This window comes from Bradyrhizobium sp. NAS80.1 (assembly GCF_001908205.1).
Lineage (GTDB): Bacteria > Pseudomonadota > Alphaproteobacteria > Rhizobiales > Xanthobacteraceae > Bradyrhizobium.
Genome location: NZ_LGHL01000006.1, coordinates 45,513 through 71,833, shown reverse-complemented (window position 1 = coordinate 71,833; position 26,321 = coordinate 45,513). Strand labels below are relative to the sequence as shown.

Annotated in this window: 25 protein-coding genes and 2 pseudogenes; 13 read left to right on the top strand and 14 right to left on the bottom strand. The window is 62.7% G+C overall.

Annotated elements, in window-relative coordinates:
- Positions 1-10 precede the first annotated feature (10 nt).
- The 7 genes from AC629_RS49695 (at position 11) to epsC (ending at position 5,693) form a co-directional block, all read left to right on the top strand.
- Positions 11-142 (top strand): hypothetical protein, encoded by a 132-nt coding sequence (locus AC629_RS49695; RefSeq protein WP_283845165.1) that lies wholly within the window; start codon positions 11-13, stop codon positions 140-142.
- Positions 143-264: 122 nt separating this feature from the next.
- A complete protein-coding gene (locus AC629_RS01590; RefSeq protein WP_210418982.1) occupies positions 265-1,137 on the top strand; it encodes an ABC transporter permease subunit in 873 nt (290 codons plus the stop codon).
- Positions 1,134-1,850, top strand: a complete 717-nt coding sequence (locus AC629_RS01585) for an ABC transporter ATP-binding protein (RefSeq protein ID WP_084803015.1) — start codon at positions 1,134-1,136, stop codon at positions 1,848-1,850. The genes AC629_RS01590 and AC629_RS01585 overlap by 4 nt, the downstream gene beginning before the upstream one ends.
- A 17-nt stretch (positions 1,851-1,867) precedes the next feature.
- Positions 1,868-2,872: an NrtA/SsuA/CpmA family ABC transporter substrate-binding protein gene (locus AC629_RS01580; protein ID WP_084803014.1), complete on the top strand. Its 1,005-nt coding sequence runs from the start codon at positions 1,868-1,870 to the stop codon at positions 2,870-2,872.
- Between the two features lie 22 nt (positions 2,873-2,894).
- A complete protein-coding gene (locus tag AC629_RS01575) occupies positions 2,895-4,127 on the top strand; it encodes an acyl-CoA dehydrogenase family protein (RefSeq protein ID WP_084803013.1) in 1,233 nt (410 codons plus the stop codon).
- A 42-nt stretch (positions 4,128-4,169) separates the two neighbouring features.
- The gene (locus tag AC629_RS01570; RefSeq protein WP_084803060.1) at positions 4,170-4,742 is read left to right on the top strand and encodes a flavin reductase family protein; all 573 of its coding nucleotides are present in this window, start codon (positions 4,170-4,172) and stop codon (positions 4,740-4,742) included.
- A gap of 6 nt (positions 4,743-4,748) precedes the next feature.
- Positions 4,749-5,693: a serine O-acetyltransferase EpsC gene (gene epsC, locus AC629_RS01565; protein ID WP_084803012.1), complete on the top strand. Its 945-nt coding sequence runs from the start codon at positions 4,749-4,751 to the stop codon at positions 5,691-5,693.
- On the opposite strand, the gene AC629_RS01560 is transcribed toward epsC, so the two are convergent.
- The 5 genes and pseudogenes from AC629_RS01560 to AC629_RS01540 form a co-directional block, all read right to left on the bottom strand.
- Entirely contained in the window at positions 5,690-6,556 is an 867-nt protein-coding gene (locus AC629_RS01560; protein ID WP_084803011.1) for an ABC transporter permease, read from the bottom strand. The two genes, epsC and AC629_RS01560, sit on opposite strands and share 4 nt — an antisense overlap.
- Positions 6,549-7,409, bottom strand: a complete 861-nt coding sequence (locus AC629_RS01555; RefSeq protein ID WP_084803010.1) for an ABC transporter ATP-binding protein — start codon at positions 7,407-7,409, stop codon at positions 6,549-6,551. The genes AC629_RS01560 and AC629_RS01555 overlap by 8 nt, the downstream gene beginning before the upstream one ends.
- Complete coding sequence (locus AC629_RS01550; protein WP_168195362.1) at positions 7,406-8,464, bottom strand: ABC transporter substrate-binding protein; 1,059 nt, start codon at positions 8,462-8,464, stop codon at positions 7,406-7,408. The genes AC629_RS01555 and AC629_RS01550 overlap by 4 nt, the downstream gene beginning before the upstream one ends.
- A gap of 21 nt (positions 8,465-8,485) precedes the next feature.
- Positions 8,486-9,414, bottom strand: a pseudogene (locus tag AC629_RS01545) (TauD/TfdA dioxygenase family protein).
- Positions 9,415-9,814: 400 nt separating this feature from the next.
- Positions 9,815-11,149, bottom strand: a complete 1,335-nt coding sequence (locus AC629_RS01540; protein WP_245331664.1) for an FAD-dependent oxidoreductase — start codon at positions 11,147-11,149, stop codon at positions 9,815-9,817.
- A 371-nt stretch (positions 11,150-11,520) separates the two neighbouring features.
- Between AC629_RS01540 and AC629_RS01535 the strand changes: the two genes are divergently transcribed.
- From AC629_RS01535 to AC629_RS01510, 6 genes are all read left to right on the top strand, one after another.
- Positions 11,521-12,357 carry a class I SAM-dependent methyltransferase gene (locus AC629_RS01535; protein WP_084803058.1) on the top strand — a complete coding sequence of 279 codons (837 nt, stop codon included), beginning with the start codon at positions 11,521-11,523 and terminating at the stop codon, positions 12,355-12,357.
- A 43-nt stretch (positions 12,358-12,400) separates the two neighbouring features.
- Positions 12,401-13,744 carry an LLM class flavin-dependent oxidoreductase gene (locus AC629_RS01530; RefSeq protein ID WP_084803009.1) on the top strand — a complete coding sequence of 448 codons (1,344 nt, stop codon included), beginning with the start codon at positions 12,401-12,403 and terminating at the stop codon, positions 13,742-13,744.
- 38 nt (positions 13,745-13,782) lie between these two features.
- On the top strand, positions 13,783-14,598 hold the full coding sequence (locus tag AC629_RS01525; RefSeq protein ID WP_084803008.1) for a MetQ/NlpA family ABC transporter substrate-binding protein: 816 nt from the start codon (positions 13,783-13,785) through the stop codon (positions 14,596-14,598).
- Between the two features lie 9 nt (positions 14,599-14,607).
- Positions 14,608-14,931: a hypothetical protein gene (locus AC629_RS01520; protein ID WP_084803007.1), complete on the top strand. Its 324-nt coding sequence runs from the start codon at positions 14,608-14,610 to the stop codon at positions 14,929-14,931.
- A gap of 213 nt (positions 14,932-15,144) precedes the next feature.
- Positions 15,145-15,297 (top strand): hypothetical protein, encoded by a 153-nt coding sequence (locus tag AC629_RS46430; protein ID WP_168195361.1) that lies wholly within the window; start codon positions 15,145-15,147, stop codon positions 15,295-15,297.
- Positions 15,298-15,342: 45 nt separating this feature from the next.
- A complete protein-coding gene (locus AC629_RS01510; protein ID WP_084803005.1) occupies positions 15,343-15,852 on the top strand; it encodes an Lrp/AsnC family transcriptional regulator in 510 nt (169 codons plus the stop codon).
- A 38-nt stretch (positions 15,853-15,890) separates the two neighbouring features.
- Here AC629_RS01510 and AC629_RS01505 read toward each other — a convergent pair whose 3' ends face one another.
- From AC629_RS01505 to AC629_RS01460, 9 genes and pseudogenes are all read right to left on the bottom strand, one after another.
- Complete coding sequence (locus AC629_RS01505; protein ID WP_143198836.1) at positions 15,891-16,775, bottom strand: alpha/beta fold hydrolase; 885 nt, start codon at positions 16,773-16,775, stop codon at positions 15,891-15,893.
- A gap of 1,309 nt (positions 16,776-18,084) precedes the next feature.
- Complete coding sequence (locus AC629_RS01495; protein WP_084803002.1) at positions 18,085-18,474, bottom strand: Rid family detoxifying hydrolase; 390 nt, start codon at positions 18,472-18,474, stop codon at positions 18,085-18,087.
- 66 nt (positions 18,475-18,540) lie between these two features.
- Positions 18,541-19,654 (bottom strand): annotated as a pseudogene (locus tag AC629_RS01490) (PLP-dependent cysteine synthase family protein).
- Positions 19,655-19,734: 80 nt separating this feature from the next.
- Positions 19,735-20,901: a M20 aminoacylase family protein gene (locus tag AC629_RS01485; RefSeq protein WP_084803001.1), complete on the bottom strand. Its 1,167-nt coding sequence runs from the start codon at positions 20,899-20,901 to the stop codon at positions 19,735-19,737.
- 15 nt (positions 20,902-20,916) lie between these two features.
- Positions 20,917-21,408: an L-2-amino-thiazoline-4-carboxylic acid hydrolase gene (locus AC629_RS01480; RefSeq protein ID WP_084803057.1), complete on the bottom strand. Its 492-nt coding sequence runs from the start codon at positions 21,406-21,408 to the stop codon at positions 20,917-20,919.
- Positions 21,409-21,424: 16 nt separating this feature from the next.
- Positions 21,425-22,738, bottom strand: a complete 1,314-nt coding sequence (locus AC629_RS01475) for an NAD(P)/FAD-dependent oxidoreductase (protein WP_084803000.1) — start codon at positions 22,736-22,738, stop codon at positions 21,425-21,427.
- Between the two features lie 32 nt (positions 22,739-22,770).
- A complete protein-coding gene (locus AC629_RS01470) occupies positions 22,771-24,384 on the bottom strand; it encodes an ABC transporter ATP-binding protein (RefSeq protein WP_084802999.1) in 1,614 nt (537 codons plus the stop codon).
- Between the two features lie 24 nt (positions 24,385-24,408).
- Positions 24,409-25,335 (bottom strand): ABC transporter permease, encoded by a 927-nt coding sequence (locus tag AC629_RS01465; protein ID WP_084802998.1) that lies wholly within the window; start codon positions 25,333-25,335, stop codon positions 24,409-24,411.
- Complete coding sequence (locus tag AC629_RS01460) at positions 25,332-26,285, bottom strand: ABC transporter permease (protein ID WP_084802997.1); 954 nt, start codon at positions 26,283-26,285, stop codon at positions 25,332-25,334. The genes AC629_RS01465 and AC629_RS01460 overlap by 4 nt, the downstream gene beginning before the upstream one ends.
- Positions 26,286-26,321: the final 36 nt, after the last annotated feature.

Below are 26,321 nucleotides of genomic sequence, written 5' to 3'. Positions count from 1 at the left end.
GTGCTCTCCCGTGAATGCCCTGATCTCGCGCGTTGTCGCCAATGCCTGGCGCAAGATCAAGCAGACGGACAGCAAAAGATTTTCTTTGTCGCGCATCCGCGCCGCGACGACAGCAGATCACTCCGGAGCGGATGACAATTGAAATACCGCTCTATTTCTGTCGACCCGATTTCGTGGGACATTTTATCGGGACAACAAGTCATTGGCGTCACACGGCCTGCATCGAATGCAGCGCGTGAAACGAGGTTTCGCGTCTTGAGCAATATCGAACTGAGCGACATCGACCGCACCGCGATTGGCGCGGAGGGAGGACCGTCGTCGCGCAGCAGTGAAGTCGCACGCGCTCCGGCTTCGGCGAAAAGCAAGCTTGGCGCACGTGGCCTTCAGCTCCTGTCATGGCTCGCGCCCGTGGTGCTGGTCGTCGTCTGGGACTGGCTGGCGCAGGCGGGATTTCTCTCACCACACGTGCTTCCCGCCCCCAGCAAGGTGATCCGGACCGCATTCAAGCTCGCGACCACCGGAACGCTCCTGAACGATCTCGGCGTCAGCCTGCTGCGCGCAGCGTCGGGATTTGTGATCGGCACAGCGGTCGGTGCGACGCTCGGCATTCTCGTCGGATTCTCCAGGATCGCGGAAGCAGCAATCGATCGCAGCGTCCAGATGATCCGGGCCATTCCGTTTCTCGCGGTCCTGCCCCTGGTCATCGTCTGGCTCGGCGTCGGCGAAACGCAAAAGATCTTCCTTGTCGCACTTGGCGTCACCTTTCCGATCTACATCAATACCGTGCTCGGCATTCGACAGGTGGACCCCAAGCTACTCGAGCTCGGGCGCGTGCAGGGCCTGAACTCCGTTCAGCTGATCCGCCGGATCATCCTGCCCGGCGCGTTGCCGTCGATCCTGACCGGGGTCCGCTATGCGCTGGCAACGGCATGGCTCGCGCTGGTCGTGGCGGAAACCATCGGCGCGCAGTCGGGCATCGGCTTTCTCGCGATGGACGCACGTGAATTCCTGCGCACCGACGTGATCGTGCTGACCATCGTGATCTACGCCCTGATCGGCGTCGCGGCTGATGGGATCGCGCGTTTCCTCGAACGGCGCCTGCTGGCCTGGCATCCGAACTACGGAGCGGCACGATGAACGCCCATGTCGCATCGTTGTCACCCGCCTCATTCGAGACTGGGCCGGCCGTTGTCGTCAGCAACCTCCTGCGCAGCTACGGCAATCGCGTGGTCATCGAAAGGCTGAACCTGCGCATCGAGCGGGGCGAGTTCGTCGCCCTGCTAGGCGAGAGCGGTTGCGGCAAGACCACCTTGCTGAGAGCACTTGCGGGTCTCGATGCCATTCAGGGCGGTCGCATCGTGGCGCCGCGCCGGCCGGCCGTGGTGTTCCAGGAACACCGGCTTTTGCCCTGGGACAGCCTCTGGCGCAACGTCGCGCTTGGCTTGCAGACGCCGGACGCACGCGAACGTGCCGCCGAAGCGCTGACCGAGGTCGGCCTCGGCGACCGTCTCGACGACTGGCCGCGCAACCTCTCCGGCGGACAGGCCCAGCGTGTCGCTCTGGCCCGCGCGCTGGTGCAGCAGCCCGAGCTTCTGCTCCTCGACGAGCCCTTTGCCGCGCTGGACGCGCTCACCCGCATTCGCATGCATGAGCTCGTCGCCAATCATCAGCCGGGCGTGCTGCTCGTCACCCACGACGTCGACGAAGCCATTGCTTTGGCCGACCGCATCCTGGTGATGCGGAACGGCGCCATTGCTTACGAGCACCGCGTCGCGCGCGGCAGCTCGACACCCATTTCGCGTAGCGAGCTCCTCGGCGAGCTCGGCGTGAATTCTCATTCCTCCCACTAATTCACCGGAAGGCCCGTATGTCTGACTCTCCCATCGCCAAGCCGTCCCGGCGCAGCTTTCTCGGCACCGCGGCCTTCGGCGTAGGCGCCCTCGCCGGCATGAACATCGGTGATTTCGCCGAGGCCGCGACTGGCCGCACTACGGACACGGTCCGCCTGACCTGGGGCCTCAGCGGCCTCAACCTGATCGCCAAGGAGCGCGGCGAGTTCGAGAAGGTCTTGGCCAAGGACGGCATCAAGGTCGAATGGCTCGGGCCTTTCCCGAATCATGCGCCGACCCTCCAGGCAGTGACGGGCGGCAGCGCGGATTTTAGCTTCGGCGGCAGCACCACCCCGGCGCTGGCCGCAATCATCGCCGGCTCACCCCTGGTGTTCACGCAGTTCGTGGTCTACGAGCCACGCACGACCGCGATCATCGCCAAGGACGGGTCCGGCATCGACAAGGTGGAGGATCTCGTCGGCAAATCGGTCGCGGTCAACCGCTCCGGGCTCGGCGAATTCCTGCTGGTTGCCGCGCTCGAGAAACACAAGGTCGACCGCTCCGCGGTCAAGTTCGTCTATCTCAATCCGCCGGATGCGGCGCCGGCGCTCGCCTCCGGCAAGGTCGACGCCTGGTCGATGTGGAGCCCGGGCGTCGATATCGCGCGCCTCGAATACAAGGCGCATGACATCTTCCTGGAGGGCCGCGACCTCGACTTCCAGATCGACTACACGTCCTACCTCACCACCCGCAAATTCGCGACCGACAATCCGGCTCTCGTCCGCGCCGTGAACGATGCGTTCCGCGCCGAAGGGAAGTGGATCTCGGAGAACGGCAAGGACGCCGAGTACATCGCCCAGAAGGCGGGCAAGTACAGCGACGAGGTCCGCGACCAGTTCATCGCGCTGAAGCGCCAGTACCGCTACTTCGCCGTCAACGACGAGCGGTTCATCAGCGAGCTGCAAAAGGCTGCCGACTGGCTCGTCGCCCGCAAGGTTTTGCCCGAGCCGGTCAAGGTGACCGACCATCTCGCCCAGCTCTGAGAACGTGACCAACAGGCCAATCATGAACAAGACCGTTTCTGCCCCCTCTTTGACGACATCCGAGCCGCTCAAGACCGGCTCACCGGAGTTGGAGGCGCTGCTCAACCAGATCGCCGAGGGTGCGAGCGCGCGCGAGCGCGACCGCGTGCTGCCCTTCGAGGTCATCGACCTCATTCGCCACGCCCGCCTCGGCGCCTTGCGGCTGCCCACCGCTGCGGGCGGTGCCGGCAGCACGATCCGCGACCTCTTCGCCTTCGTCATCCGCCTCGGCGAGGCCGACGCCAACGTGGCCCATATCCTCCGTAACCATTTCAGCGTGGTTGAGCGGCTGGTGCGCACGCCCAAGGACGAGCAGAGCCGCGATTGGCAGAAGGCGGTCGCCGAAGGTGCGATCATCGGGCTCGCCACCACCGAGCTCGAAAGCCCGCGCGTCGGCAATGTGACGCCGGGGACGACCTTCACGCCCGACGGTAACGGCGACTACCTGCTGAACGGCACCAAATATTACAGCACCGGCACGCTGTACTCCGATTACGTCCTGGTGCGCGCCGCCGATCCGTCCGGTTCAACCGGCGCGACGATCGTTCCGATCAAGCGCGAGGGCATCGAGCTGGTCGACGATTGGGACGGCCTCGGGCAGCGGCTCACGGCCACCGGCACGACCCACTTCCGTAACGTCAAGGTCAAGCGGCAGGAGGTGGTGTTCGACACGCCCGACGGCGGTTATGGCGTCCCCTATTCCAACACGCTTGCCCAGCTCTTCCTGACCGCGATCGTCGCGGGCATCGCCCGGGCGACCTTGCGCGACGCCACCGCGCTGGTGCGCTCGCGCAAGCGCACGTTCTACTATGCGCCGACCGAAATCCCGACCGATGATCCCCTTCTGCAGCAGACGGTCGGCCAGATTGCCAGCGGCGCCTTTGCGGCCGAGACGGTCGTGCTTGCCGCCGCCGAAGCGCTGGATGTCGCGACCGACGCATTCGACGCCGGCGCGTCAAACGCCACGGAGGCCGCGCACACCGCCGCGCTGCTCTCGGCCAAGGCCAAGATCATCGCTGATGATTTCGCGATCCGCGGCGGCAGCCTGCTGTTCGATGTCGGCGGCGCCTCGGCGACGAAGAAGGTCACCAATTTCGACCGTCACTGGCGCAATGCGCGAACGCTCTCCTCGCACAATCCGACCACCTACAAGGCGCGTTCGATTGGCGAACACGAGATCAACGGCACGCCATTGCCGGCAAAGGGCTTCTTCTAGGACATGCCGGCGCGCGAGGGTCCGCCGCACGGAGGAACGGATATGGGAAGATCCGACATCCATCTCGTCACTGACAGCAACGAGATCGAACGACAGTTCCGCGGGGTCATGCGCCGCCTCGCCGGCGGCGTTAGCATCATCACCGCCGGGCGTGACGACGACATTACGGGGATGACGGTGACGTCCCTGACCTCCTTAAGCGCAAGTCCACCGCGCGTGCTGGTCAGCGTCAACCGCCAGGCGTCATCCTTCGCGCTGATCGAGCGCTTCGGGACATTCGGCGTGAACATCCTCGGTTCAGACCAGCAGGATCTGGCGGACCGCTTCAGCAACGGCCGCCTCAAGGGACCACAGCGCTTCGAGGGCATTGCCTGGTCTGCCGGGACCTCGGGCGTGCCGCTCCTTGGAAACTCGCTGGCGACCGTGGAATGCCGGGTCGAGGAGATCATCGAGCGCTATTCCCACGGAATCATCGTCGGCAGTCTTTTGAGCTTCGAGCTGTCGCCCCACCTCTCAGGGCTGGTGTACTGGAACGGCCAGTACATCGAGATCAAGCATGATTTCGATCTCGATCTTCTCGCCGAGATCAGCATTCCCCTGGCGCATGTCAGGTAAGACGGCATGAAGCACGAACTACCTCGCAAACCATCCGACGACAGCGGGCCCGATAGCCCGGTACAAAAGCGATGGCAGCTCGAGCAGCTCGTCGCCGCGCTCCGCGTCTCCCGCGAGGAGACCCACAGTATCCGCAGGGATGGCGAGGCCCGCCGCGCGCCCTCGCGCGAGGCGCTCCAGACGATCTTGGACGGCCTCACCGAAGCGCTGTTCCCGCGCCACTATGGCCAGTTCGATCTCGACGGCGAGAATATCGACTATTTCGTTGGCAACCGCCTCAGCATCGCGCTCGACGGCCTCTGCGACCAGGTTCACCGCGCTGCGCTTTTCATCGGGGACGAGCTCGTACCCGGCTTCCAGCGCGAGGACGCAATCGGGCTGACGCGCAGATTCGCCTCGCAGCTTGCCGATGTGCGCGGGCTGATCATCAGCGACCTCCGCGCCGCCTTCGTCGGCGACCCCGCCGCCAGGAACTTTCCGGAGATCCTGATCGGCTATCCCGGCATGACTGCGATCATCCACCATCGCCTTGCCCACATTCTGCATCAGCTCGGCGCGCGCCTGATCGCTCGCCTGGTCGCGGAGATCGCGCACACAAGGACCGGCATCGACATTCATCCCGGCGCAAGCATCGGCTCCGGCTTCTTCATCGATCATGGTACCGGCGTCGTCATCGGCGAGACCGCTATCATTGGCGACAACGTCCGGATCTATCAGGCCGTGACGCTCGGCGCGCGGCACTTTCCGACCGATGACGATGGCCATCTGATCAAGGGCGACGCGCGGCATCCGATCGTCGAGGACGATGTCGTGATCTATGCCGGCGCTACCATTCTCGGCCGGATCACGATCGGCCGGGGCTCGACCATCGGCGGCAACGTCTGGGTGATCCAGGACGTGCCGCCGAACAGCGTCGTGACGCAGGCAACAGCCCGCAACAAGCAAGGTTAGATCGCTGGCGCCTTCCAGCGCATCAGGCGGCGTTCCAGCGCCTCGAGGATCGCGTTGAAGACGAGGCCGATCACGGTGATGCCGAGGATGCCGAAATACATCTGCGGGATCAGGAAGCTGTACTGGCTGTTGATGATGAGATAGCCGAGACCGGATTTCGCGCCGACCATTTCGGAGGCCACCAGCACCAGCATCGCGGATGCGCTCGCGAGCCGAATGCCGACGAAGATCGTCGGCAGCGACGCCGGCAGGATCACCTTCCGAAACAGCTGACTTGGCGTCGCGCCCATCGTCCGTGCCGACTTGACCAGCAGCGGATCGACCTGGCGGACGGCCGCGATCGTATTGAGCAGCAGCGGCCAGGCGCAGCTATAGATCACCATCGAGACCTTCGAGAGCTCGCCGATTCCCAGCAGCAGGATGAAGACCGGCAGCAGCGCCAGCGGCGCCGTGTTGCGCGCGATTTCGATGATCTGGTTGAGGAGATCGCCGAGCCGTGCATACCATCCCGTCAGCACACCCAATGGCACGAACAGGGCAATAGCGATCAGGAAGCCACTGAGCGCGCGCAGCAGGCTGGCGCCGACGTCGTCGTAGAGCTCCCCGGTCTGCGCGAGCTGCCAGCCCGCGGCAATCACCTCGGAGAACGGCGGCAGGAACGTCTGGTCGATCAGACCGAGACGCGGCGCCGTCTCCCAGAGGGCGAGAAACAAGAGCAGCAGCAGGGATCTCTGCCCAATGGCGCCGAACCATCGCGCGACGCCGCCCGTGGCCGCGGCCAGCGCGCCGGCGCGTTGCCTGGCCCGGTCTTTCGGGCTCCCCTCGGCCAACTCCAGCAGCGTCAGGATCTCCAGATTAGACATGGGCCAGCTCCTTTGCCTTTGCGCCGCGCTCGCTGTCGGGTGCGCGCACCTGAGACCCCTGCGCCTTCAGCACCTCGTCGCGCAGCAAGGACCACACCTCGTGCCTGACCTGCCCGAAACGGGGCAGCGAGCGGACGTCTTCGGTCTCGCTATGCAGCTCGTCGGGAATATCGACGACCTGCTTGATACGGCCAGGACGCGAGGTCATGACGGCAACGCGCTGGCCGAGGACGACGGCTTCGTCGATGCCGTGCGTGATGAACAGGATGGTCTTCCCGGTGCTGCGCCAGATTCGCGGCAACTCGCCTTGCAGCGTCTCGCGCGTCTGCGCATCGAGGGCCGCGAACGGCTCGTCCATCAGCAGCACCTCGGGGTCATAAGCGAGGCTGCGGGCGATCGCGACACGCTGCTTCATGCCGCCGGATAGCTCGTGCGGATAACGGTCGGCGAAGCCGGACAGTCCGACCAGGTCGAGGTAATGCAGCGCCCTCTCCCGCCGCTCCCTGGCTTTCAGGCCGGCAATGTCGAGCCCGAACTCGACGTTCTGCGCGGCCGTGCGCCAGGGAAACAGCGCATATTGCTGGAACACGATGCCGCGGTCGCGCGCCGGCCCCTCGATAGGCTTGCCGTCGAGGAGGATGCGGCCGCTGCTCGGCGTCGTCAGCCCGCCGAGTAGATCCAGCAGGGTCGACTTGCCGCATCCACTCGGCCCCACCAACGCCAGGAATTCGCCGGCACGAACGTCCAACGAGATGTCGTCCAGCGCGGTAAAGCGCTCCGCCGGCCCGCCATCCTTGCCGCGGACCAGGAATTCCTTGCGCACATGCTCAAAGCGGATCTTGGCCGTGGTCATTTGGCCTCCGCGGTCTTGCCAGGACGGAAATAGTTGAACTCGTTGGTGTAGAGATCGGACGGCTTGAGCTGGTCTTGCTTCAGGAGACCATCCTTCACCAGCCAGTCGACCCAGACCTGAAGCTCGGCATCGCCGATCACGCCGCCCTTGGTCGCGACACCCGTGCTCTTCCAGTATTTGATGGGCGTTGCGTCTTCGTTGCGCTTGCGCTCGGCGATGACGCGCTCGAAGCGGGCACGAACCTCTTCCGGCGGCGTCGCCTGCGCCCAGGCAATGGCGCGGGAGATGCCTTCGACCAGCTTGCGCGAGGTGTTCGGGTTGTCCTTGATGAACTTGTCCCGCAGCACATAGGAGCCGCCGGTGAAGTTGCCGAAGATGTCGGTATCGGCAAACAGCCGGCGGATGCCGCCGCGTTCCAGCGCCTTGTCGCGCAGCACGCCGTTCAGCGTGCTGACCTCGACCTGTCCCTGCCGCAACGCCTGCTCGCCCGTGACCGGCGGGATCGCCACCAGCGTCACCTGTTTTGCTTCCGCCGGCGTCAGGCCGTTGCGGGCCAGATATTCGCGCAGCACGAATTCGAGATGCGCACCCAGCGTGTTGACGGCGACTTTCTTGCCGATCAGATCCCGCGCGGATTTGATCGGGCTCTCCTCCTTCACGTAATAGCCGTTGTAGGTGTTGTCGTCCGAGCCGTAGTAGCCGACCACCGCCTTGATCGGGGCCTTGGCCGCGATCAGCTTGATGATCGCACCATAGAATGCACCGCCGATGTCGATGTCACCGGTGACGACGGTCTGGATGTCCTGTGGACCGCTGATGGTGTTGCCGATCCATTTGAGCTTGAGCGGGGCCAGATAGCCGAGGTCGTCGGCGAGCTCGATGAACGTGACCTGGCCCGCCCAACCCTGGTAGCGGATCTCGGTCTTCTCGAGCTGCGGCTCGGCCATGGCGCTGCCGACGAGGCCGGACAGGCCAAGAGCGGCCAGGCCGAGTTGCCGGCCTCTTGCGCGCAGGCCCGCAACCAGACGGCGCAGTGCGGAGATTGCAATTTTCATCGTGTTCACTCCCTACTCGCCTCAGGCGGCTTTGGCTTGCGGCTTGGCCGACTTGATGCGGGTCACGCTCTGGCGGCCATCGATGCCGACCGGCACCTCGCCATCGATGGTCGCGCGGCGCACGACGCGATGCTGATCGCCGTAGTCATTGACGGCGTAGTGCTGGGTCGCACGATTGTCCCAGATCACGACGTCCCCCCTGCCGCCAGCTCCACCGCACGGTGTTCTCCGGCGCGGTGATGTGCGACTGGAACAGGTCGAACAGTTTCTGGCCGTCATATTTCGGCAGGCCGACGAAGCGCTGGACGAAGTTGCCGAGCACCAGCGTCCGCTCGCCGGTTTCGGGGTGGACGCGAACGACCGGGTGCTCGGTCTCATAGATCGTCCCGGTGAAGACCTCCTCGAAGTGCTTCCTGTCGGCTTCGCTCGCCCGCGTCTTCACGGCGTAGTCGTAGGCATTGCTGTGCACGGCCCAGAGCTCATCGGCGAGCTTGCGCAGCGGAGCCGGCAAGTCGAGATAGGCCGCGGCCGTATTCGACCAGATCGTGTCGCCGCCGAACTCAGGGATTACGACCCCGCGCAGGACGGAAATCTTGGGATAGGCATCGACGAAGGTGACGTCGGTGTGCCACTGGTCCGCGCGGCCGCCGCCTCGCCCGGAGTCGAGTTCGAGGATCGACGCCGTTCCCTTGGGTTGCGCCGACCGTCGGGTGCGGCACCAGCTTGCCGAGCCGGACGGCAAACCGCTCCTGCTCGGCATCGTCCAGATGACCTTGGTCGCGGAGGAAGATCACCTTGTGTTCGAGCAAGGCCTGGTTGATCGCCGCGATCGTCCGATCCGGAAGATCGCCGGAGAGCTTGATGTTCCTAATCTCCGCGCCAATACGGGCGGACCGCTTGACGATATCCGCACGCGGAATGACGTTTTCGATGGTGAGCCCGTCAGTCATGTCATCTTCCCCGAGACCGCGATCCGTTTGGACAAGGCTCCGCCATTCGCCGATCGCTGGTGCGACGGCGGAGTGAAAGACAGTTATGTTGCGATCGATCCTCTTGCAGGACGGCCGTCTGCTCTGGCGGCAATCGCGTCTGGCGGGACCGTTCCGTGAGAGCTGCATCCATGCAGCTCTCGTTCAGTCACACGATGCTAACTCAAGGACTTCGGAAATAGCTTCCAAAGTTCGAAGCAAGTAGAAAACAGACGCACCACGGTCATGGCTGGTCCAGTTGCTACTTGCGCTCTTCTCTATTCCGCCGCGACGATGTTCGGCGACCGCCAGACGGCCGACGCATAGAGCGACGGCTCGAAGTCGTCGGCGATGGGTCCGTTGATCCGCGCCTCATGCGCCGTTAGGTCATCGTGGAACAGATCGCGACTGATGCGCGCCACGACGCCTGGAATATCGCGCTTGAAACTCGGCACGTCTCCGATCGGAAGGCCGAAGCTGACGAAGGCCGCCGGGTTGAACACGTGAATGTCCGCAAGTAAGGCGCACGGCCCGGCTCCTTCTCCAGGAATTCATGCCCCGCGCCAAGATAAGGGTGAGCCCCCAGGAAATCGTCCTGCTCGCCCGCGACCGGCGAGAAGCGGTCACGCCATAGCAGGATCTCGCTGGAGAAGGCGGCGAGCTCCGGTCGCCTTGCGAGATCGACCTGGTAGCCCGTACCGGCGATGACGAAATCGAATGCGATATCGCCCTGCGGCGTGGTCGCAAGCAGCCGTCGCCCGAACGGCTTGGCTGAGGTCCAGGGCGCCGCCAGATGCAGGTGGAAGTTCGGGGATTTGACCACCCGCGCGATCGCGTCGGGCAGCGGCGTCGACCCGGCGCGGCGGAAACGAATGGCCTGATGCCAGCGCAGCGCGTCCGGCAGCGAGCCGTAATTGTCATATGCGCCCGGATATCCGCGCGTCCTGATCACGGGCTCCGAAGCAATCTTGTCGCGGCGCGCGAACAGATGCACCTCCCTCGCCCCGGCCTCGAGCGCAACCGCTGCAGCATCGAACGCGGAAGCCGCGCTGCCCAGCACAGCGACCGACTTGTCGCGCAGCTTGCCGAAATCGATCGCTTCCAAGGTATGCGCATAGAGCTCCTTGGGCAGATGGCGCGAGAGCACCTCGGGAACGGACGGACCGCCGTTACTCGGGAAACCGCTGGCCAGGATGATCTTGCGGGCGGTTTCGGTCCTTGCCTCACCGGCGACGTCGAGATGAAGCCGCAGGTGATCCTGCGCCGACTCGATGCGGCGAAGCTTCGTCCGATAGCGCACCTCGATGCCGAGCGTCTTGCGATACCAGTCGAGATAGGCCGCCCAATCCAGACGAGGAATACGATCGATCGCCTCGTATGCAGCCGCGCCATGGCGGGCCTCATACCAGGCCTGGAAGCTCAGCCCGGGCAGACCAAGCTCAGGTCCAGGCAGGCTTTTCGGCGTGCGAAGCTTGTGCATGCGCGCGCTGCTCAGCCATGGGCCGGTCGAGGCCGCGTCACTTGCAGCATCGATCACCGTGACCTTGCCGATGCCGGCACGGCGCAACGCGAAGGCAAAGGTGCTTCCGGATTGCCCGCCGCCGATGACTGCGACGTTGTGATCAATCGCGTGACGATCCGGGACCCAGTTCTGCGGATCGGGACCAATCAGACGCAAGGTCTCGCGAGCCGCGTCGTCGATATCGGACTGAAACATGTTGCACCGGATTTGTCTGCATCAGATGCGAACAAATCGTAGACGCCAACGACACTCAGTCAATGAAATGGAATTGGTTTTGTTTGCGGGCTCGAACAACGAACTCACCGCGACGTCGCAGCGCGTTGAAAGAATTGCGTCGACAGCGCGGAGCAAGCCAGGAAGGGCGACGGACATTCGCTCGCCGCGTCTGCTTTCAGTTGAAGCGATCGGTTCGCGACATCATCTACCTAACGCACTGCCGCCGCTAGATTCATGCTCGCGTCGCACTGAACAACGCAAATCCATTTCATCGACTTTTCTTACCCGGACAACATAGAGTTCTATCGATCAAGCCGTCTCGGCGGCCGTTGGAGAATTTGAAAAGCACGATGTCGACCCTTGGCGCCATCAGCCTTGAACGGGACACGCCTGAACTTGCACGTACCTACGAGCAGTCCGGCATCCTTCAGTTTCACCATGGCAAATTCCTCATCGGACCGCTGGCTTTGAAGTCCGGGGATCAGGTACTCGATATCGGCGCCGGCACCGGCCGCCTGACCGAGTTTGCTGCGGGACTTGTCGGCCCGACCGGCCGCGTGATCGGCATCGACCCGCTGGAGAACCGGATCGCCATCGCGTGCCTGCGTACCTCGGGGGCGCTGACCTTCGATGTCGGCCGCGCCGAGGACCTTTCGCGCTTTGGACCCGCGGAATTCGACGCCGTCTACCTCAACAGCGTTTTCCACTGGATCGCGGACAAGCGCCTGGCGCTGCGTGAGATCGAGCGCGTCCTCAAGCCGGGCGGTCGGATCGGGCTGAACGTTCAGGATCCGACCAAACCTCACGAGTCGCGAACCCTGCTTCGCCAGGCAATCGAACAGGCCGGGTTCGGCGAGAGAAGCGGCGAGTCGCAACGGGTGCTCGGGGCGACCGACGACGAGCTCAGAACGCTGTTCGTCGAGACCGGCTTCGTCGATTACAAAAGCGACCTGCGCTCGCTCGTTGATCTGCACCAGAACGTGAACTCGGTGCTCGAATGGTCCGAGGCCAGCGCATTCGGCAACTTCCTTGGCGGCTTTTCGCCGGCGGAACGGGCAGAGATCGACGCGGCCTTTGCCGCGCTGGTCGAGGCGAGGCATACCCCGGAGGGCCTGCGCTTGGAGCGATATCTGCGTTTCGCCTTCGCGCGAAAGCCGGCGTCGCAAACGACCCCTTCCGTCTCGTAGCCGCTCGCGTCTCTATCCGGCCATAGCACTGGACATCCGAACCATGAGCAACCAACGGCAGCTTGTTCTCAATCTTTTCATCTATCCCGGCGGCCATCACGAAGCCGCGTGGCGTTACAAGGGATCGTCGGCGGAACGCATCCTCGACATCACCTTTTATCAGGAGCTGGCGCAGCGGGCTGAGGCCAGCAAGTTCGATGCAATCTTCTTCGCCGACGGGCCGGCCCTGGCCGACAATGTCCGCTATGCCCAGCGCTTTCGCTTCGAGCCAATCACCTGGCTGGCAGCGATCGCCGCAGTGACGAAGCGGATCGGCCTCATCGCAACCGCGTCGACCACCTATACCGAGCCCTACAACCTCGCACGCCTGTTTGCCTCGCTTGACCACCTGAGCCAGGGCCGCGCCGGCTGGAATATCGTGACGACCAGCGCGCCGCAGGCCGCGCAGAACTTTGGCCTGCCCGAACACCCCCCGCATCACGAACGCTACGAGCGCGCCCGCGAATATCTCGACGTGATCTCGCGGCTCTGGGACAGCTGGGAGGACGACGCGCTCGTCAACGATCCCGCTTCGGGCATCTTCGCCGACACCGGCAAGATCCATACGCTCGACCATGTCGGCAAGCACTTTCGCGTGCGCGGCCCGCTGAACATCTCGCGCGTTCCGCAGGGCCGGCCAGTGTATGTGCAGGCCGGCGCCTCCGACGACGGCCGCGCCTTTGCCGCCCGTTATGCAGAGGCGATCTTCACCGCACATCAGACGCTGGACTCGGCGAAGGCTTTCTATGCGGACATCAAGCGCCAGGCCCGCACCTTCGACCGTGGTCCCGACGAGATCAAGATCCTGCCCGGCATCAGCCCCTTCATCGGCAGCACGCAAGCCGAGGCTGACCGCCTGGAAGAGGAATTCAACGCACTGATCCAGCCCGAATATTCCCTCACCCAGCTGCGCCAGATGATCGGCGTCGACCTCACCGGCTACGATCTCGACGGCCCCGTTCCCCGCCATTTGATCGATACCGCAAACGCGCGCGGCGTCGCCAGCCGCTTCAAGCTCGTGGTCGACATCGTCGATCGCGAAAAACCGACCATTCGCCAGCTCGTGCAGCGCCTCGCCGGTGCTCGCGGCCACTGGGTCATCGCCGGCACGCCGGAGAAGATTGCGGACAACATCCAGACCTGGTTCGAAAATGGCGCCGCGGACGGCTTCAACGTGATGCCGCCCTGGCTGCCCGGCGGCATCGATGCGTTCACCGAGCATGTCGTGCCGATCCTGTGCAGGCGCGGCCTGTTCCGTGAGGACTACACCGGCACGACGCTCCGCGAGCATTACGGCCTCGCGCGCCCCGCCAGCATCTACTCCAACGCGGTCAAGGCGATCGCCTGACCGCATCCCCCATCACGACGCAAGCTCAGCAAGTGAAAATGAAGATAGCGTTGTTTCTCCTCTCCGGCCTTTTGGCTCTCTCCCCCTTCACCGCCGGCGATGTCTCGGCACAGCAACCCGCCAAGCCGGAGTTGCGTGTTGGCTTCGTGCCGGGCCCCTACATCGACGAGTTCAAGATCGGCGTCGAGCCGGAGCTGAAGAAGAAGGGTTACAAGATCCGCTACGTCGAGTTCTCGACCGGGCTCGAAGCCAATAACGCCGTATTCAAGTCCGAGATCGACGCCAATGTCATGCAGCACACGATCTTCCTCGAGTCCTACAACGAACGGCAAAGCACCGATCTGGTCGGCATCGTCCACGTCCCGACCCCGCCGATGGGTCTCTATTCGAAGAAGCACCCGCTGGGCACGCCGATCAAGCCGGGCTCGAGCGTCGCCGTACCAAACGATCCCGTCAATCTGCAGCGCGCGCTCTGGGTGCTGCGCGATCTCGGCCTGATCGAGATCCGCGACAGCAAGCCGGTCGACGTCACCGAGCTCGACGTCGTCAAGAATCCCGGCGGCATCAAGCTCGTTCCGCTCGAGGCCGCACAGGCGCCGCGGGCGCTGGACGACGTCGATTTTGCCGCCATCCAGGGCAATTTCGCGATCTTCAGCGGGCTGAAGCTGACCAACGCCTTTGCGCTCGAGAAGATGACGACGCCCTACATCAACGTACTCGCCGTGAAGAAGGCCAATGCCACCGCCGAATGGGCCCAGGACATCGTCGCCGGCTACAAGTCGCCTGCGTTCAAGGCCGCGATCCAGGCCGACCGGTTCTATGACGGGTTCACTTTGCCTGACTACATGAAGTGAGCGGAGCGCATGTTCGAATTCACGCTTGAATGGACAAGCCGCTCCGTCGCCGAGCGCGCGATCGACGCGCGAGCGGTGACTGATCGGCTCCGTTTCCGCGAGGCTTGCATCTTCCCGTCGGTCCTTCTGATCGCGTTCCTGTTCGCGCTGGGCATCATGACAGGCGCACATTTGAATGGACGAGCCAATTACGCCTTTCCGTATCTCGTATCCGGAGGCATGGGCATGCCCATGCTCTATCCAGCGTCGGCGTCCTGTCGCAGGCCATCGAACTTCGGTTCCGTGCCGCGGCTCCAGCAGGCCGATGTGCTCGCGCTACTGACGGCTCACTAGCGGCAAGGCTATGCCTTTCATGCTTTCCCCGAGGCGATGAGCATCAAAATCATCCACAGCTGCCAAGCAGCGTGCAATTTTCCAATCGCGCTCGCAACGACGTCAGCACGATTCAACCAAACTGATCCCGACACGTGTCTAGCAATGTTCAACTCCATCCCTGCCGTGATAGCTTTTCCGAGTTCTCGCCCTACACCGTTGTCCGGAGTGAACATGAGTTACGTCATCTCGCTGCAATCAGGCTTCGCTCGTTTGATCGACCAGGCACGCGGATGGTTCCAGCGCTCGCTGCGGCCGCGGACAGGCGGCCCGGACAACAAGCAGGACGACCTCTACGAGATCTTCCTGTTCGGGCCTCACGGCTGACGCCACACAACGCGTCCAACTCTCCATCACACTGAGGTTTTTGACATGACCGACGCTGCGTTGCAGCTCGCCGAGACCGGCCGCCGTCTCGACGGCATCGACCGCAAGATCCTGGCGGTCCTCCAGGATGACGCTTCGCTCTCGGTTGCGGAAATCGGGGACCGGGTCGGCCTGTCGTCGACGCCGTGCTGGAAACGGATCCAGCGGCTCGAGGCCGATGGCATCATCCTGAAGCGGGTCGCGCTGGTCGACCAGAACAAGATAGGCCTCGGCCTTTCGGTGTTCGTCTCGGTGGAAAGCTCCGATCACTCCGATGCCTGGCTGAAGCGTTTTGCCACGGCGGTCAGCGCCATGCCCGAGGTGATGGAATTCTACCGGATGGCCGGCGATGTCGACTACATGCTGCGCGTCGTCATTCCGGATATGCTGAGCTACGACGTGTTCTACAAGAAGCTGATCCACGCGGTGCCGCTCAAGAATGTCACCTCGCGCTTTGCGATGGAGAAGATCAAGTCGATCACGGCGCTGCCGGTTCCGCCGGTGGCGGCGGATTGAGATCTCACACGCGATGAACGTGGCCCGTGGCCTTGCCGTCAGGCCGTCGCGTAACGCGAGAGAAATGGCTTGACGGCGGCGAGCACGGCCTCAGGCTGTTCTTCCGGCTGGAGATGACCGCCGGGGATGGCCCAGCCCTCGACATCGACGGCCCAATTCCTCCAGATCTGGAGCGGCGAATCTGTTTCGCTGAAACGGCCTTGCTCCCATAGCACCAGCACGGGACAGTCGAGAGTGCGCCCGGCGGCACGATCGGCGAGGTCGTGCTCATGGTCGATCGTGGCGCCGGCGCGATAGTCCTGCATCATTGCATGCCGCACGTCCGGTCGCCGGAATGCTTCACGATAGACCGAGAGCGCTCCGTCCGACAGGCAGCCAAACTCCTTGGTCATTCTTCGCAGCGTCCGGTCCAGGAAGAAATCGGGGTCTCCGCTCAACAGCCGTTCCGGCAAGTCATAGGGTTGCGCGAACAACAGCCAGTGATAGGCGCCGAGCGCGAAATCCCTGCCGGCGCGCGCCCAGACTTCGCTGGTTGGAATGACGGTCAAGGACACGAAGGCCCGTACGGCTCCAGGGTGATCCAATGCCAACCGGTATCCGACCCGGGCACCGCGGTCGTGTCCGATGACGGCAAAGCGATCAAACCCGAATTGCTTCATGACCGCGACCTGATCGCGCGCCATCGTGCGCTTGGAGTAGGCCGAGGCGTCGGCCTGCTGCGGCCCGCGGCTGTCGCCATATCCCCGTAGATCCGTAGCGACAACGGTGTAGTCGCGCGCCAGAACGGGAGCGATGCGATGCCAGGCGACGTGTGTCTGCGGATAGCCGTGGAGAAGCAGCAGCGGAGGACCGCTCCCTGCCATGAACGCGGCGATCGTCGCGCCGTCGGTCTGGATTTCGTGGCGCTCGAAGCCGTTGAACATGACTGGCCTCACCCCTCGATTTGCTTCCTGATGATCTACGCGCATTCAGCGGCCGTAGAGCGATGTCAACGGTTCGCGCAGGGTAGCCCAATTTTGCAACTCGTCTGTCGCCCGGCCCCCCTGAACGAGTTGACCGACACATAGTTTTCCGCTCTCTGCCGACTTCCTCGCCCGTTCTCCCCTAAAACACAGCTGTTGGATCCCATCAACGGCAGTCTGCCGATCCAATCCTCGCCGACCTTGAGTGAACCGCCGCCAAATGATCGATTTGGGGGACGCATGAAGGCGCGAAACTTGGCCCGCCGAACCCTCCGATCCCAGTGCGCCGCGTCGCTGATGGGATAGTAGGTCGCAGTCGTAGCTGTTCCAGCATGTTGTGTTTCCAGAACTGCCCGCTCCGTTTCAGAGAACTTTGCTCACGTTCGCTGACGCAAGATTTTTCTTGATCTCCCGGTGCACACGTCGTGCACACACCGCCCTCTAACGCTTTGAAATACCTAGACTCTCGCTCCAGTCCATCATGGGAGCAACGGAAAAACGCCAGTTGTTATAATTACTTACGGCATCCATCAAAGATTTCCGATAGTGGAACCGACCGCTAAGTTACTGAAAATACTTGGGGTCGGTGTGCGTCGAAAGCCAGCGGTACAACACAAAGTCCAACATGCGCAAATGTTGTACCCAACGAGATTGCCGCATTTTGCTTTCGTTCTTGCAGCAGTGCCAGTCGGTCCAGTCGGCTGCCAATGCCGTGATTTCCATCTGCGTGGTACAACAAGATCGCACCACTTCAGCGTGCAAGTATTTGCGGGGGGGGGGGGGCGAATACTTGTTGGGGAAAGCATGGATGAACACGACCGAGCTTCCGCCGTACCGCGCCGTCGTCGAAGCGTTGGCGCCGGCCCTCTACGACCTGCCAGGAAAGATCGTCGCCATAGAACGCGCGAGGTGGCGACGGAGGCAACCTCAAGAATGAGCTTGATACATACGACGCCGAATTCTTTGCCTAAGCCAAGGTCTGATCTCGTGGTCGAGCTCGATATTTGACCGATGGCGGCGCGGCTCAGATATGCACACACCAAAGCGAATCATGCTCGACAGCAACATCCACGACCTGATCGCCGCAGATCCTGCCGTGCTCGATGCAATTCTCAGGCGGATCGCCGATGGCCGCTTGAAGCTGGTCAGTGCGCACGTGCAGAGGGATGAGTTGTCACGTACTCCAGAACCGAAGTGGCCATTGCGGACCTCGATGGTCGGCGAAAGGCAGCAAGCCGGTTCTAGCGATTTGACGTTTCGAAGATCGATCTCAGGATTTCTCATCTCGCAGAGCGATGATGGCATCGATCTCCACCAGTGCCCCCTTGGGAAGGGCGGAAGCCTCGAAGGTGGTACGGGCCGGCGGCACGCCCGGAAAGAACTCCGCATAGGCAGCGTTCACTGCGGCGAAGCAGGAAAGATCCTTTACCAGCACCGTCGTCTTGACCACGCGCGACAGGTTGGCGCCGACCGACTTGGCGATCGCTTCGATGTTGCGCAGCGACTGCCTGCACTGCTCAACCGGGTCGTTTGAAACGAACTCCCCCGTCGCAGGGTCAATTGGAAGCTGGCCGGATACGAACACCAAGCCGTTTGCGACAATCGCCTGCGAATAGGGGCCGATGGCGGCGGGGGCATCGTTCGTGGAGACGGATTTCATGGACAACTCGTTTTTTGAAGATCGATAACAGCCAATGGCAGGGCACCGAGTGGCTCAGTTGCGCCATCAAGTCGGTGGCAGGAACTCGCCATGGTCAAGGAAACGGTCGAGCATGCGACGGTAGGGATCGATATCGATGCCGTTTTCCCGCAGCCAGGCCGGGTTGTAGAAAGTTTCGGAGTAGCGATGGCCGCCGTCGCAGATCAGTGTGACAACTGACCCCCCGGCGCCCGGCCTGCATCATATTGGCCGCAATCCAGCAGAGGCCGAAGAAGTTCGTTCCGGTCGAACCGCCGATCTGCCGGAACAATCGTTCGGACAGAACGTGTGCTGCAGCGATCGAGGCGGCATCCGGCACCTGGATCATGTGGTCAATCACACCGGGCACGAAGGACGGTTCGACACGCGGCCGGCCAATTCCCTCAATGCGCGACCCCGAAGCAGTCACCTGCAGATCGCCCGTGCGCCAGGCATCGTAAAATGCGGAATTTTCCACGTCGACTACGCAAAGCCGTGTCTCGAGGTTTCTGTAGCGAATATAGCGTCCCAGCGTTGCGGATGTGCCGCCCGTTCCGGCGCTCATCACCAACCACTCCGGAATGGGAAACTCCTCTCCCTCCATCTGGTGGAAGATGCTCTCCGCGATATTGTTGTTGCCGCGCCAATCGGTCGCCCGCTCGGCATTCGTAAATTGATCGAGGTAGTACCCGCCGGTCTCGTTGGCAGCACGAATGGCCACGTCGTAGACGTCGCTTGCCCGGTCGACAAAATGGCATTGGCCCCCGAAGCTCTGGATTGCCGCTATCTTCTGCCGGCTGGTCGATCGCGGCATGACCGCAACAAAGGGCAGACCAAGAAGCTGCGCGAAATAGGCTTCGCTAACCGCCGTGGATCCTGAGGATGCCTCGACGAGCGTCGTGTTCTGACCAATCTTGCCGTTGCAAATGCCGTAGAGGAAAAGCGAACGCGCCAAACGGTGCTTCAGGCTGCCAGTCGGATGGGTGCTTTCGTCCTTGAGATAGACCGAAACTCCCTTCATGCCGGGAAACAGCGGTTTGAGCAGGTGTGTATCAGCCGAACGACGGCCATCATCCTTCAGGCGGGCGATGGCGTTTCGCGTCCACTCCCGCTCAGCACAATCTGGAAGAGCGGCCGGCGCCGGGCAAACGCCAGCCTTCATCGTCGCAGTTGACTGTTGCATCATCAATAGTCTCCGGCCACCGAACTGATCGGCGGCCCCTCACTCGTTTTCTACCGGGTTCAGAGCGGCAAACGCTGCCGCACCAGTTCACACCAATAGGAACAACCCCAGGCAATCGCTTCGTCGTTGAAGTCATAGGATGGATGATGCAGGCCGGCGCTTGGTCCGTTGCCGATATTGATCATCGCGCCCGGAACTTCATTGAGCATGAAGGCGAAATCCTCCCCGCCAAGCGTAGCCGGCATATCGCGGCTCACGCGTCCGATGCCGGCCACGGCTTCTGCGGCAACCGCGGCCAGCTCCGTTTCCTGCGCGTGATTGACCGTCACCGGGTAGTGACGTGAATAGTCCAGCTTCCCCTTGGCGCCGTAGGCCGCGGCAATGCCGGCAATCGCCTGGTTAAGGCGCGCTTCGACATGATCACGAACGGAATCCTTGAGCGTCCGGACCGTTCCGGTCATGCGCACGGTCTGTGGGATCACGTTGAATGCGTCGCCCCCGTGAATCGTCGTGATCGAAATCACGGCGGAGTCCATGGGGTTGATGGTGCGCGCGGTGATGGTCTGGATCGCCTGAATGACAGCCGCGATCACCGGAGCCGGATCGACGGTCTGATGAGGCATAGCGGCATGACCGCCGACGCCTTCGATTTCGATCTCGATCATATCGACCGAGCCCATGATAGGCCCCGGAGCAATCGTGAATTCCCCGATCGGCAGGTTCGGCTTGTTGTGCATGCCGTAGACCTCGCTGACCGGCCAGCGACGAAACAGGCCGTCCTCGATCATGGCGCGCGCACCGGCGCCGCCTTCCTCGGCGGGTTGAAAAATCAGGATGGCCGTGCCGTCGAAATTGCGGTTCTGCGCAAGCCCCATGGCTGCGCCGAGGAGCATGGTGGTGTGGCCGTCATGGCCGCAGGCATGCATCTTTCCGGGCGTCTGCGAAGCCCAGGGTTTTCCGGTCGTTTCGTGAATCGGAAGGGCATCCATGTCGGATCGCAGACCGATTGCCCGACCCGAAATGTTGCTCTTGCCGCGAATGACGGCGACGACGCCGGTCTTGCCGATACCTTCGACGACTTCATCACAGCCGGCCTTGCGCAACGCACTCGCAACCTGCGCCGACGTCCGCGGTAGATCGTACAAGAGTTCCGGATTGCTATGAAGATCACGACGAAAGGTAACCAGTTCGTCAAGGCACCCAGACACCCAATTGTCGACGGGCATTTTCTTATTCTCCGTTCACCGCGAATTGCCGGTCGTGTCGGCGTCCGGTTCGAGGCGGTAGCGGAAGTCGCAATGGCTCGCTCCGCTCATGATTGTTTGCGTGCGCGTCAGCTTCATCTTTGGATTGTAACCAACGCAGAAATCACCATCGCGATTGCACGAGAGCAGATGACCGATGCGGCCAAGGCCCATCTCACGATACATCTCGGCGTACCGGCACCGCACGATGTTGAACTCGAGTTTCTCTGAGGTCGCCTCTACCATCTCGACCCGCAGGGCATCCTCTTTCGTCCACGCCGGCATGATATCCGCGAAATCCTGCAAATCGGGCGTGTGTCCCAGGGCACTCGCGAGCTCCCGTCCCTGGTCGATGGCCGACCGGCTGACGGCCGTGCCGATCACGGCATCGGCTTCCTCGGTCCCGGATCGCGCCTCGATCACTTCGTGAACGTGCTTGAGGATTTGCGCCTCGATGCGCCGACGCTCGAGGATAGGCATGTCTTTCATCGGTTGATCCATCCGTTCAGGCTTTCATTTCAATTTTGTCTTTGCGGCGCAGCCAGGCCAGATAGGTCGGGGCAATGCGCCGGGCAATGCTGTGGAAGGGCAGTGGATGCGGCTCGGAAACCGGCAATGCGAGCGTTGAGATCGCGTCGCCTGAAACGGCGCGCGCCATTTCCCGGCCAAGCGAGACACCAAGCGCAACACCGCGGCCATTGCAGCCGATCCATGCCCAACCATTGGGGCCGAGATTGTGAACGCGCGGGAAGCGATCCCAGGTCATTCCGATATAGCCGCTCCAGGTGTGCGTCATCTGAGGCACTCCAAGCTCCGGAAAGGCGTCGGCCAAGCTCTGCCCGGCCTTCTGAGCCACACGGCGGCCGACATCATGCGGTCCGATGACGTTGCCACCGGTGATCAACCGATTGCGCGCATCGTAGCGGAAGAACCTGAGATCGCCGCGCGTGTCGGAGACGGCCTGCCTGCCAGGCAAAATCATGCCGCGAAGATTGTCCGAGAGCGGCGCAGTCGCGACCTGCCAGGCGAGCACCGGCACGATCGTACGAGCCAGACGGCTGGCAAGACCCGGAATGATCTCGCCGGTGTACGCATTCGTGCAGAGCAGAAGGTTCTTTGCCTTCACCGATCCAGTGGCCGTCGTAACGACCCAGCCGGTTGCGCCGCGCTGCCAGCCCGTGGCCGGACTTCCTTCGTGGATGATGGCACCATGCTTTTCCGCAGCCGCTGCAAATCCGCGAGCTAGCGCCAGCGGATTGACATGACCACCAGTCGGATTGAACATTCCGCCATACCAGAAATCCGAGCCGAGCAGCGCGCGGGATTCATCCCGGTCGAGCAGGCGCGCCGGAAAGCCAAATCGATTCCAGGCTTCAACGCGCATTCTCGAGAGACGTATTCTTCCCGGCGAATGGGCCGGTTGAAACCAGCCGGCCTGCTCCGCCTCGGCTGCCATGCCCTCTTCGCGAACGAGGTCGAACAACACGCTCGCGCTATTTCCGATCAGCCGGACGAAACGCTCGCCCACGTCGCCATAGCGCTTGACGATGGCGTCCGGCTCGGCGGAGGTCAGGGTTGGAATGACCTGTCCATTGTTACGCCCGGATGCACCCCAGCCCACCGCCATCGCTTCCAGGAGCACGACTTTCTGTCCCAGCCGCGCGAGGTGAAGGGCCGCGGACAGGCCACTGAGCCCGCCGCCCACGATCACTGTGTCGGCGTCCACCGCACCCTTGAGCGGTTGAGCCGGCGTGCGGGATGGTGCCGTCTCGGCCCAGATCGACTTGGGGAAAACGGCAGTTGAAGTTGTCTTTGTCATCCGTGTTCAGATCCTTGAGCGTGCGCTGTCCGTCACGCCACGTTGCAAACAGGCGGCTCCCAGTCACGGCCCGGAATGGAATCGAGCAACGAGCGGGTGTAAGGGTGCTCCGGATTGGCGAAGACCCGCGCAGTCGGGCCGGCTTCCACGATCTCGCCCTTCGACATGACGATCACCTTGTCGCAGAGCTGGGCGGCGACCCGGAGGTCATGCGTGACGAAGAGAAGCGACAAGTGCAAACGATCACGAAGATCGGCGAGAAGCTTCAGAACCTGCGCCTGCACCGACACATCGAGAGCGGAGACCGGCTCGTCGGCGACAATTACGCGCGGCTCCATCGCCAATGCGCGGGCAATGCCGATGCGCTGGCGCTGACCGCCCGAGAACTCGTGTGGATAGCGCTCGGCCGCCGCCGGCGGCAGCTCGACCAACGAAAGCAGTTCGCGCGCCCGCGCGTGAGCGACATCCTTCGCAACGCCTTGAACAATGGGCCCCTGCGCAATCAACTCCACAACCCGCCGCCGCGGATTGAGCGAAGCCATCGGGTCCTGGAACACCATCTGGATGTCTTTTCGCAACGCCCGCAACTCGGTTTTCGAAGCCGAAATCAGGTCGCGCCCATCGATGCGGACCTCGCCGCTGTCTGATTCCAGTAGCCGCGTGACGATGCGCGAAACCGTCGTCTTACCCGAGCCGCTTTCGCCGACGACACCCAACGTTTCGCCACGACGAAGCTGGAAGGAAAGATCCTTCACAGCGATCACCGGATTGCGCTTGCCGGACAGGTAGCCGCCGCGCGCCGCGAATGTCTTGCGAAGGCTGCGCGCTTCGAGAACCAGCGGTTCGCCCGATGCGGGCTTCTCCGGAGGCGGCGTCAACGCGGGCACCGCGGCGATGAGCTTGCGCGTATACGGATGTTGCGGGCTTCGAAGAATCTGTGCGGCCGGCCCTTGCTCCACCAGTTCTCCCAGGCGAAGAACCGCGATGCGGTCAGCGATTTCCGCCACCACGCCGAAGTCGTGGGTAATGAACAGAATGCCGGTTCCCTGCGCCTGTTGCAGATCCTTGATGAGCTTCAGGATCTGTTTCTGCGTGGTGACATCGAGCGCCGTTGTCGGCTCATCGGCGATAATCAGCCGCGGCTTGAGCACCAGCGCCATCGCGATCATGACACGCTGACGCTGGCCGCCGGAAATCTGATGCGGGTAGGCATTGTAGGTCGACGCGGGAGCCGGGATATGCACATCGCCCAGGATTTCCAGTGCGCGCGCCTTGCGGCCGGCCTTGTTCAGGTTGGTGTGCAGCCGCAACACCTCGTCGATCTGCCAGCCCACCGTCTTCTGCGGGTTGAGCGCCGTCATGGGCTCCTGAAAGATCATCGCCATCCGATCGCCGCGGATAGCGCGCATCTCAGCCTCGGACAAAGAAAGCAGATCCTGTCCGTCGAGACTGATCGTTCCCTGCGAGACACGAACATGGGGTTCAGGGAGGAGCCGCATCACTGCATTGGCAGCCAGAGACTTTCCGGAGCCGCTTTCCCCGACGAGGCAAACGATCTCGCCCTCGCCGACGGTCAGGTTGAAATCCCACAAGGCATGGGGACGGTCGCCCCCCCGCCGGCAAAGTAATCTGGAGGTCGCGAACATCAAGAATGGTCTTACGCTCGCGGGTCATCTTTTCTGCCTCGGATTGAGTGCATCGTTCAGACCTTCGCCCATCAGGCTGAAGGAGAGAACCGTGAGAAGGATTGCGACGCCCGGAATGACCGAGCAAAACCAGGCCGTGCGCAGCACTGCGCGACCCTGGCCGATCATGTTGCCCCAACTCGCGTAGTTCGGATCGCCAAGCCCGAGAAAGGCAAGCGCGCTTTCCATGAGGATCGAGTTCGCCATGACGACCGACGCGAAAACCACGACCGGCGGCAGCGCATTCGGCAGAATCTCGCGAAAGATGATCGACATGTCGCTGACGCCCAGATTACGCGCCGCATCCACGAACTCGCGTCTGCGCAGCGACATGAACTCGGCGCGCACCATACGCGCCGGCGCCGTCCAGGACACGATGCCGATGGCGATCACGATAATCTCGATGCTCGAGCCAAAGATGGCGACGAGCGTCAGCAGCAGAACGAAGCTCGGTATTGTCTGAAAGGCTTCGGTGACGCGCATCAGCGCACCATCGATCCGCCCGCCGAAATATCCCGCAACCGCGCCGATCACGACGCCGATAGCGATCGAGATCACCGTGGCAACGACGCCGATGGCCAGCGAAATACGCGCGCCGTGGAAGATGCCCGACATGATGTCGCGGCCGAGCTGGTCCGTCCCCCAGGGATTGCTGGCGACAGTCAGCGGATCCGTCAGTGGCGATCCGGCAATGCGAAGCGGATCACCGGGCGTCACGACATCGGCGAGAGCCGCCATCAGCACGACGGCAACGAACAGAATGAGGCCAAGAAGAGCGGCGCGATTCCGTCGAAAGCGACGCCAGAGCACGAGGCTGCGCGTCTGCGCGAGATCAATGTCTGGGAGAGCTATCGGCGCGGGACTCGCGGCCGGAAGTGGCCTTGACGCAACGCTGGTGTCCGGATGGGTCATTTCAGTTCGATCCGCGGGTCGAGCCAGGCATAGATGAGGTCGGTCAGCACATTGACGATCACGACGATGATCGAGCTGAGCGCAATGATCCCCATCAGGGTGTTGAGATCGCGCTTGACCACGGAGGTGTAGGCAAGCTGCCCTATCCCCGGCAGGGAAAAGATCGTTTCAACGACGACTGAGCCGCCAAGGACAGTGGAGAATTGCAGGCCGAGCAGCGTTACCACCGGCAGCAGTGCATTGCGCATGACATGGTGAAACATAAGCCGCGCGCCACCCGCGCCCTTGGCGCGGGCGGTGCGCACGAAATCGAGATCCATCACCTCCAGCACGCTCGTGCGCATCAGGCGCATATAGAAGGCGAGATAGATCAACGAGAGGGCGGCGGTCGGCATCACCAGATGGCGCGCCACATCGGCGACGTCTGCCCATCCCGTCTTGAATGCGCCGATCGTGCGAATGCCACCGACCGGAAGCCACCCGAGCTTCACGGAGAAAATGAGAATCAACAGCAAGCTGAGGAAGAACGACGGCATGGCGTAGAAGACGAGGCCAAGCGTCGAAATCATGTTGTCGGTCCATGAGTAGGCGCGCCGGGCGGCAATTGCGCCGAGCGCCACGCCGAACGTGAACGCTACGACCAGCGAACTGACCATCAGGAGCAACGTGTTGGCGAGGCGAGACATCAGAACCTCGATGACAGGCTGCTCGTAGACGTAGGACCAGCCGAAATCGAGCTGCACGAGCTTGAGCATGTAGCGCCACAGCTGAACAAAGACCGATTGATCGAGACCGTATTCGGCCCGCAGCCTCGCCACGAATGCGGGGTCCGCACCACCCATGTCGCCCACCAGAGCGTCAACGGTATCGCCGGGCGCCAGCTTGATCAGGAGGAAACTGCCGATCATGATCAGAATGATGGTCGGAATCGCCTGAACCAGGCGGCGCACGGTGTAGGTTAGAAGCGGGGGGAACCAGAAGGCTCA

Coding starts and splice junctions, on each gene's coding strand:
- AC629_RS01470 (WP_084802999.1), bottom strand. CDS start 24,384: ATGTTCGCGACCTCCAGATTACTTTGCCGGCGGGGGGGCGACCGTCCC.
- AC629_RS01560 (WP_084803011.1), bottom strand. CDS start 6,556: ATGTCTAATCTGGAGATCCTGACGCTGCTGGAGTTGGCCGAGGGGAGC.
- epsC (WP_084803012.1), top strand. CDS start 4,749: ATGAAGCACGAACTACCTCGCAAACCATCCGACGACAGCGGGCCCGAT.
- AC629_RS01535 (WP_084803058.1), top strand. CDS start 11,521: ATGTCGACCCTTGGCGCCATCAGCCTTGAACGGGACACGCCTGAACTT.
- AC629_RS01525 (WP_084803008.1), top strand. CDS start 13,783: ATGAAGATAGCGTTGTTTCTCCTCTCCGGCCTTTTGGCTCTCTCCCCC.
- AC629_RS01550 (WP_168195362.1), bottom strand. CDS start 8,464: ATGAAAATTGCAATCTCCGCACTGCGCCGTCTGGTTGCGGGCCTGCGC.
- AC629_RS01495 (WP_084803002.1), bottom strand. CDS start 18,474: ATGAAATCCGTCTCCACGAACGATGCCCCCGCCGCCATCGGCCCCTAT.
- AC629_RS01575 (WP_084803013.1), top strand. CDS start 2,895: ATGAACAAGACCGTTTCTGCCCCCTCTTTGACGACATCCGAGCCGCTC.
- AC629_RS01530 (WP_084803009.1), top strand. CDS start 12,401: ATGAGCAACCAACGGCAGCTTGTTCTCAATCTTTTCATCTATCCCGGC.
- AC629_RS01505 (WP_143198836.1), bottom strand. CDS start 16,775: ATGTTCAACGGCTTCGAGCGCCACGAAATCCAGACCGACGGCGCGACG.
- AC629_RS01540 (WP_245331664.1), bottom strand. CDS start 11,149: ATGTTTCAGTCCGATATCGACGACGCGGCTCGCGAGACCTTGCGTCTG.
- AC629_RS01465 (WP_084802998.1), bottom strand. CDS start 25,335: ATGACCCATCCGGACACCAGCGTTGCGTCAAGGCCACTTCCGGCCGCG.
- AC629_RS01580 (WP_084803014.1), top strand. CDS start 1,868: ATGTCTGACTCTCCCATCGCCAAGCCGTCCCGGCGCAGCTTTCTCGGC.
- AC629_RS01475 (WP_084803000.1), bottom strand. CDS start 22,738: ATGACAAAGACAACTTCAACTGCCGTTTTCCCCAAGTCGATCTGGGCC.
- AC629_RS01585 (WP_084803015.1), top strand. CDS start 1,134: ATGAACGCCCATGTCGCATCGTTGTCACCCGCCTCATTCGAGACTGGG.
- AC629_RS01570 (WP_084803060.1), top strand. CDS start 4,170: ATGGGAAGATCCGACATCCATCTCGTCACTGACAGCAACGAGATCGAA.
- AC629_RS01520 (WP_084803007.1), top strand. CDS start 14,608: ATGTTCGAATTCACGCTTGAATGGACAAGCCGCTCCGTCGCCGAGCGC.
- AC629_RS01555 (WP_084803010.1), bottom strand. CDS start 7,409: ATGACCACGGCCAAGATCCGCTTTGAGCATGTGCGCAAGGAATTCCTG.
- AC629_RS01510 (WP_084803005.1), top strand. CDS start 15,343: ATGACCGACGCTGCGTTGCAGCTCGCCGAGACCGGCCGCCGTCTCGAC.
- AC629_RS01485 (WP_084803001.1), bottom strand. CDS start 20,901: ATGCCCGTCGACAATTGGGTGTCTGGGTGCCTTGACGAACTGGTTACC.
- AC629_RS46430 (WP_168195361.1), top strand. CDS start 15,145: ATGAGTTACGTCATCTCGCTGCAATCAGGCTTCGCTCGTTTGATCGAC.
- AC629_RS01480 (WP_084803057.1), bottom strand. CDS start 21,408: ATGAAAGACATGCCTATCCTCGAGCGTCGGCGCATCGAGGCGCAAATC.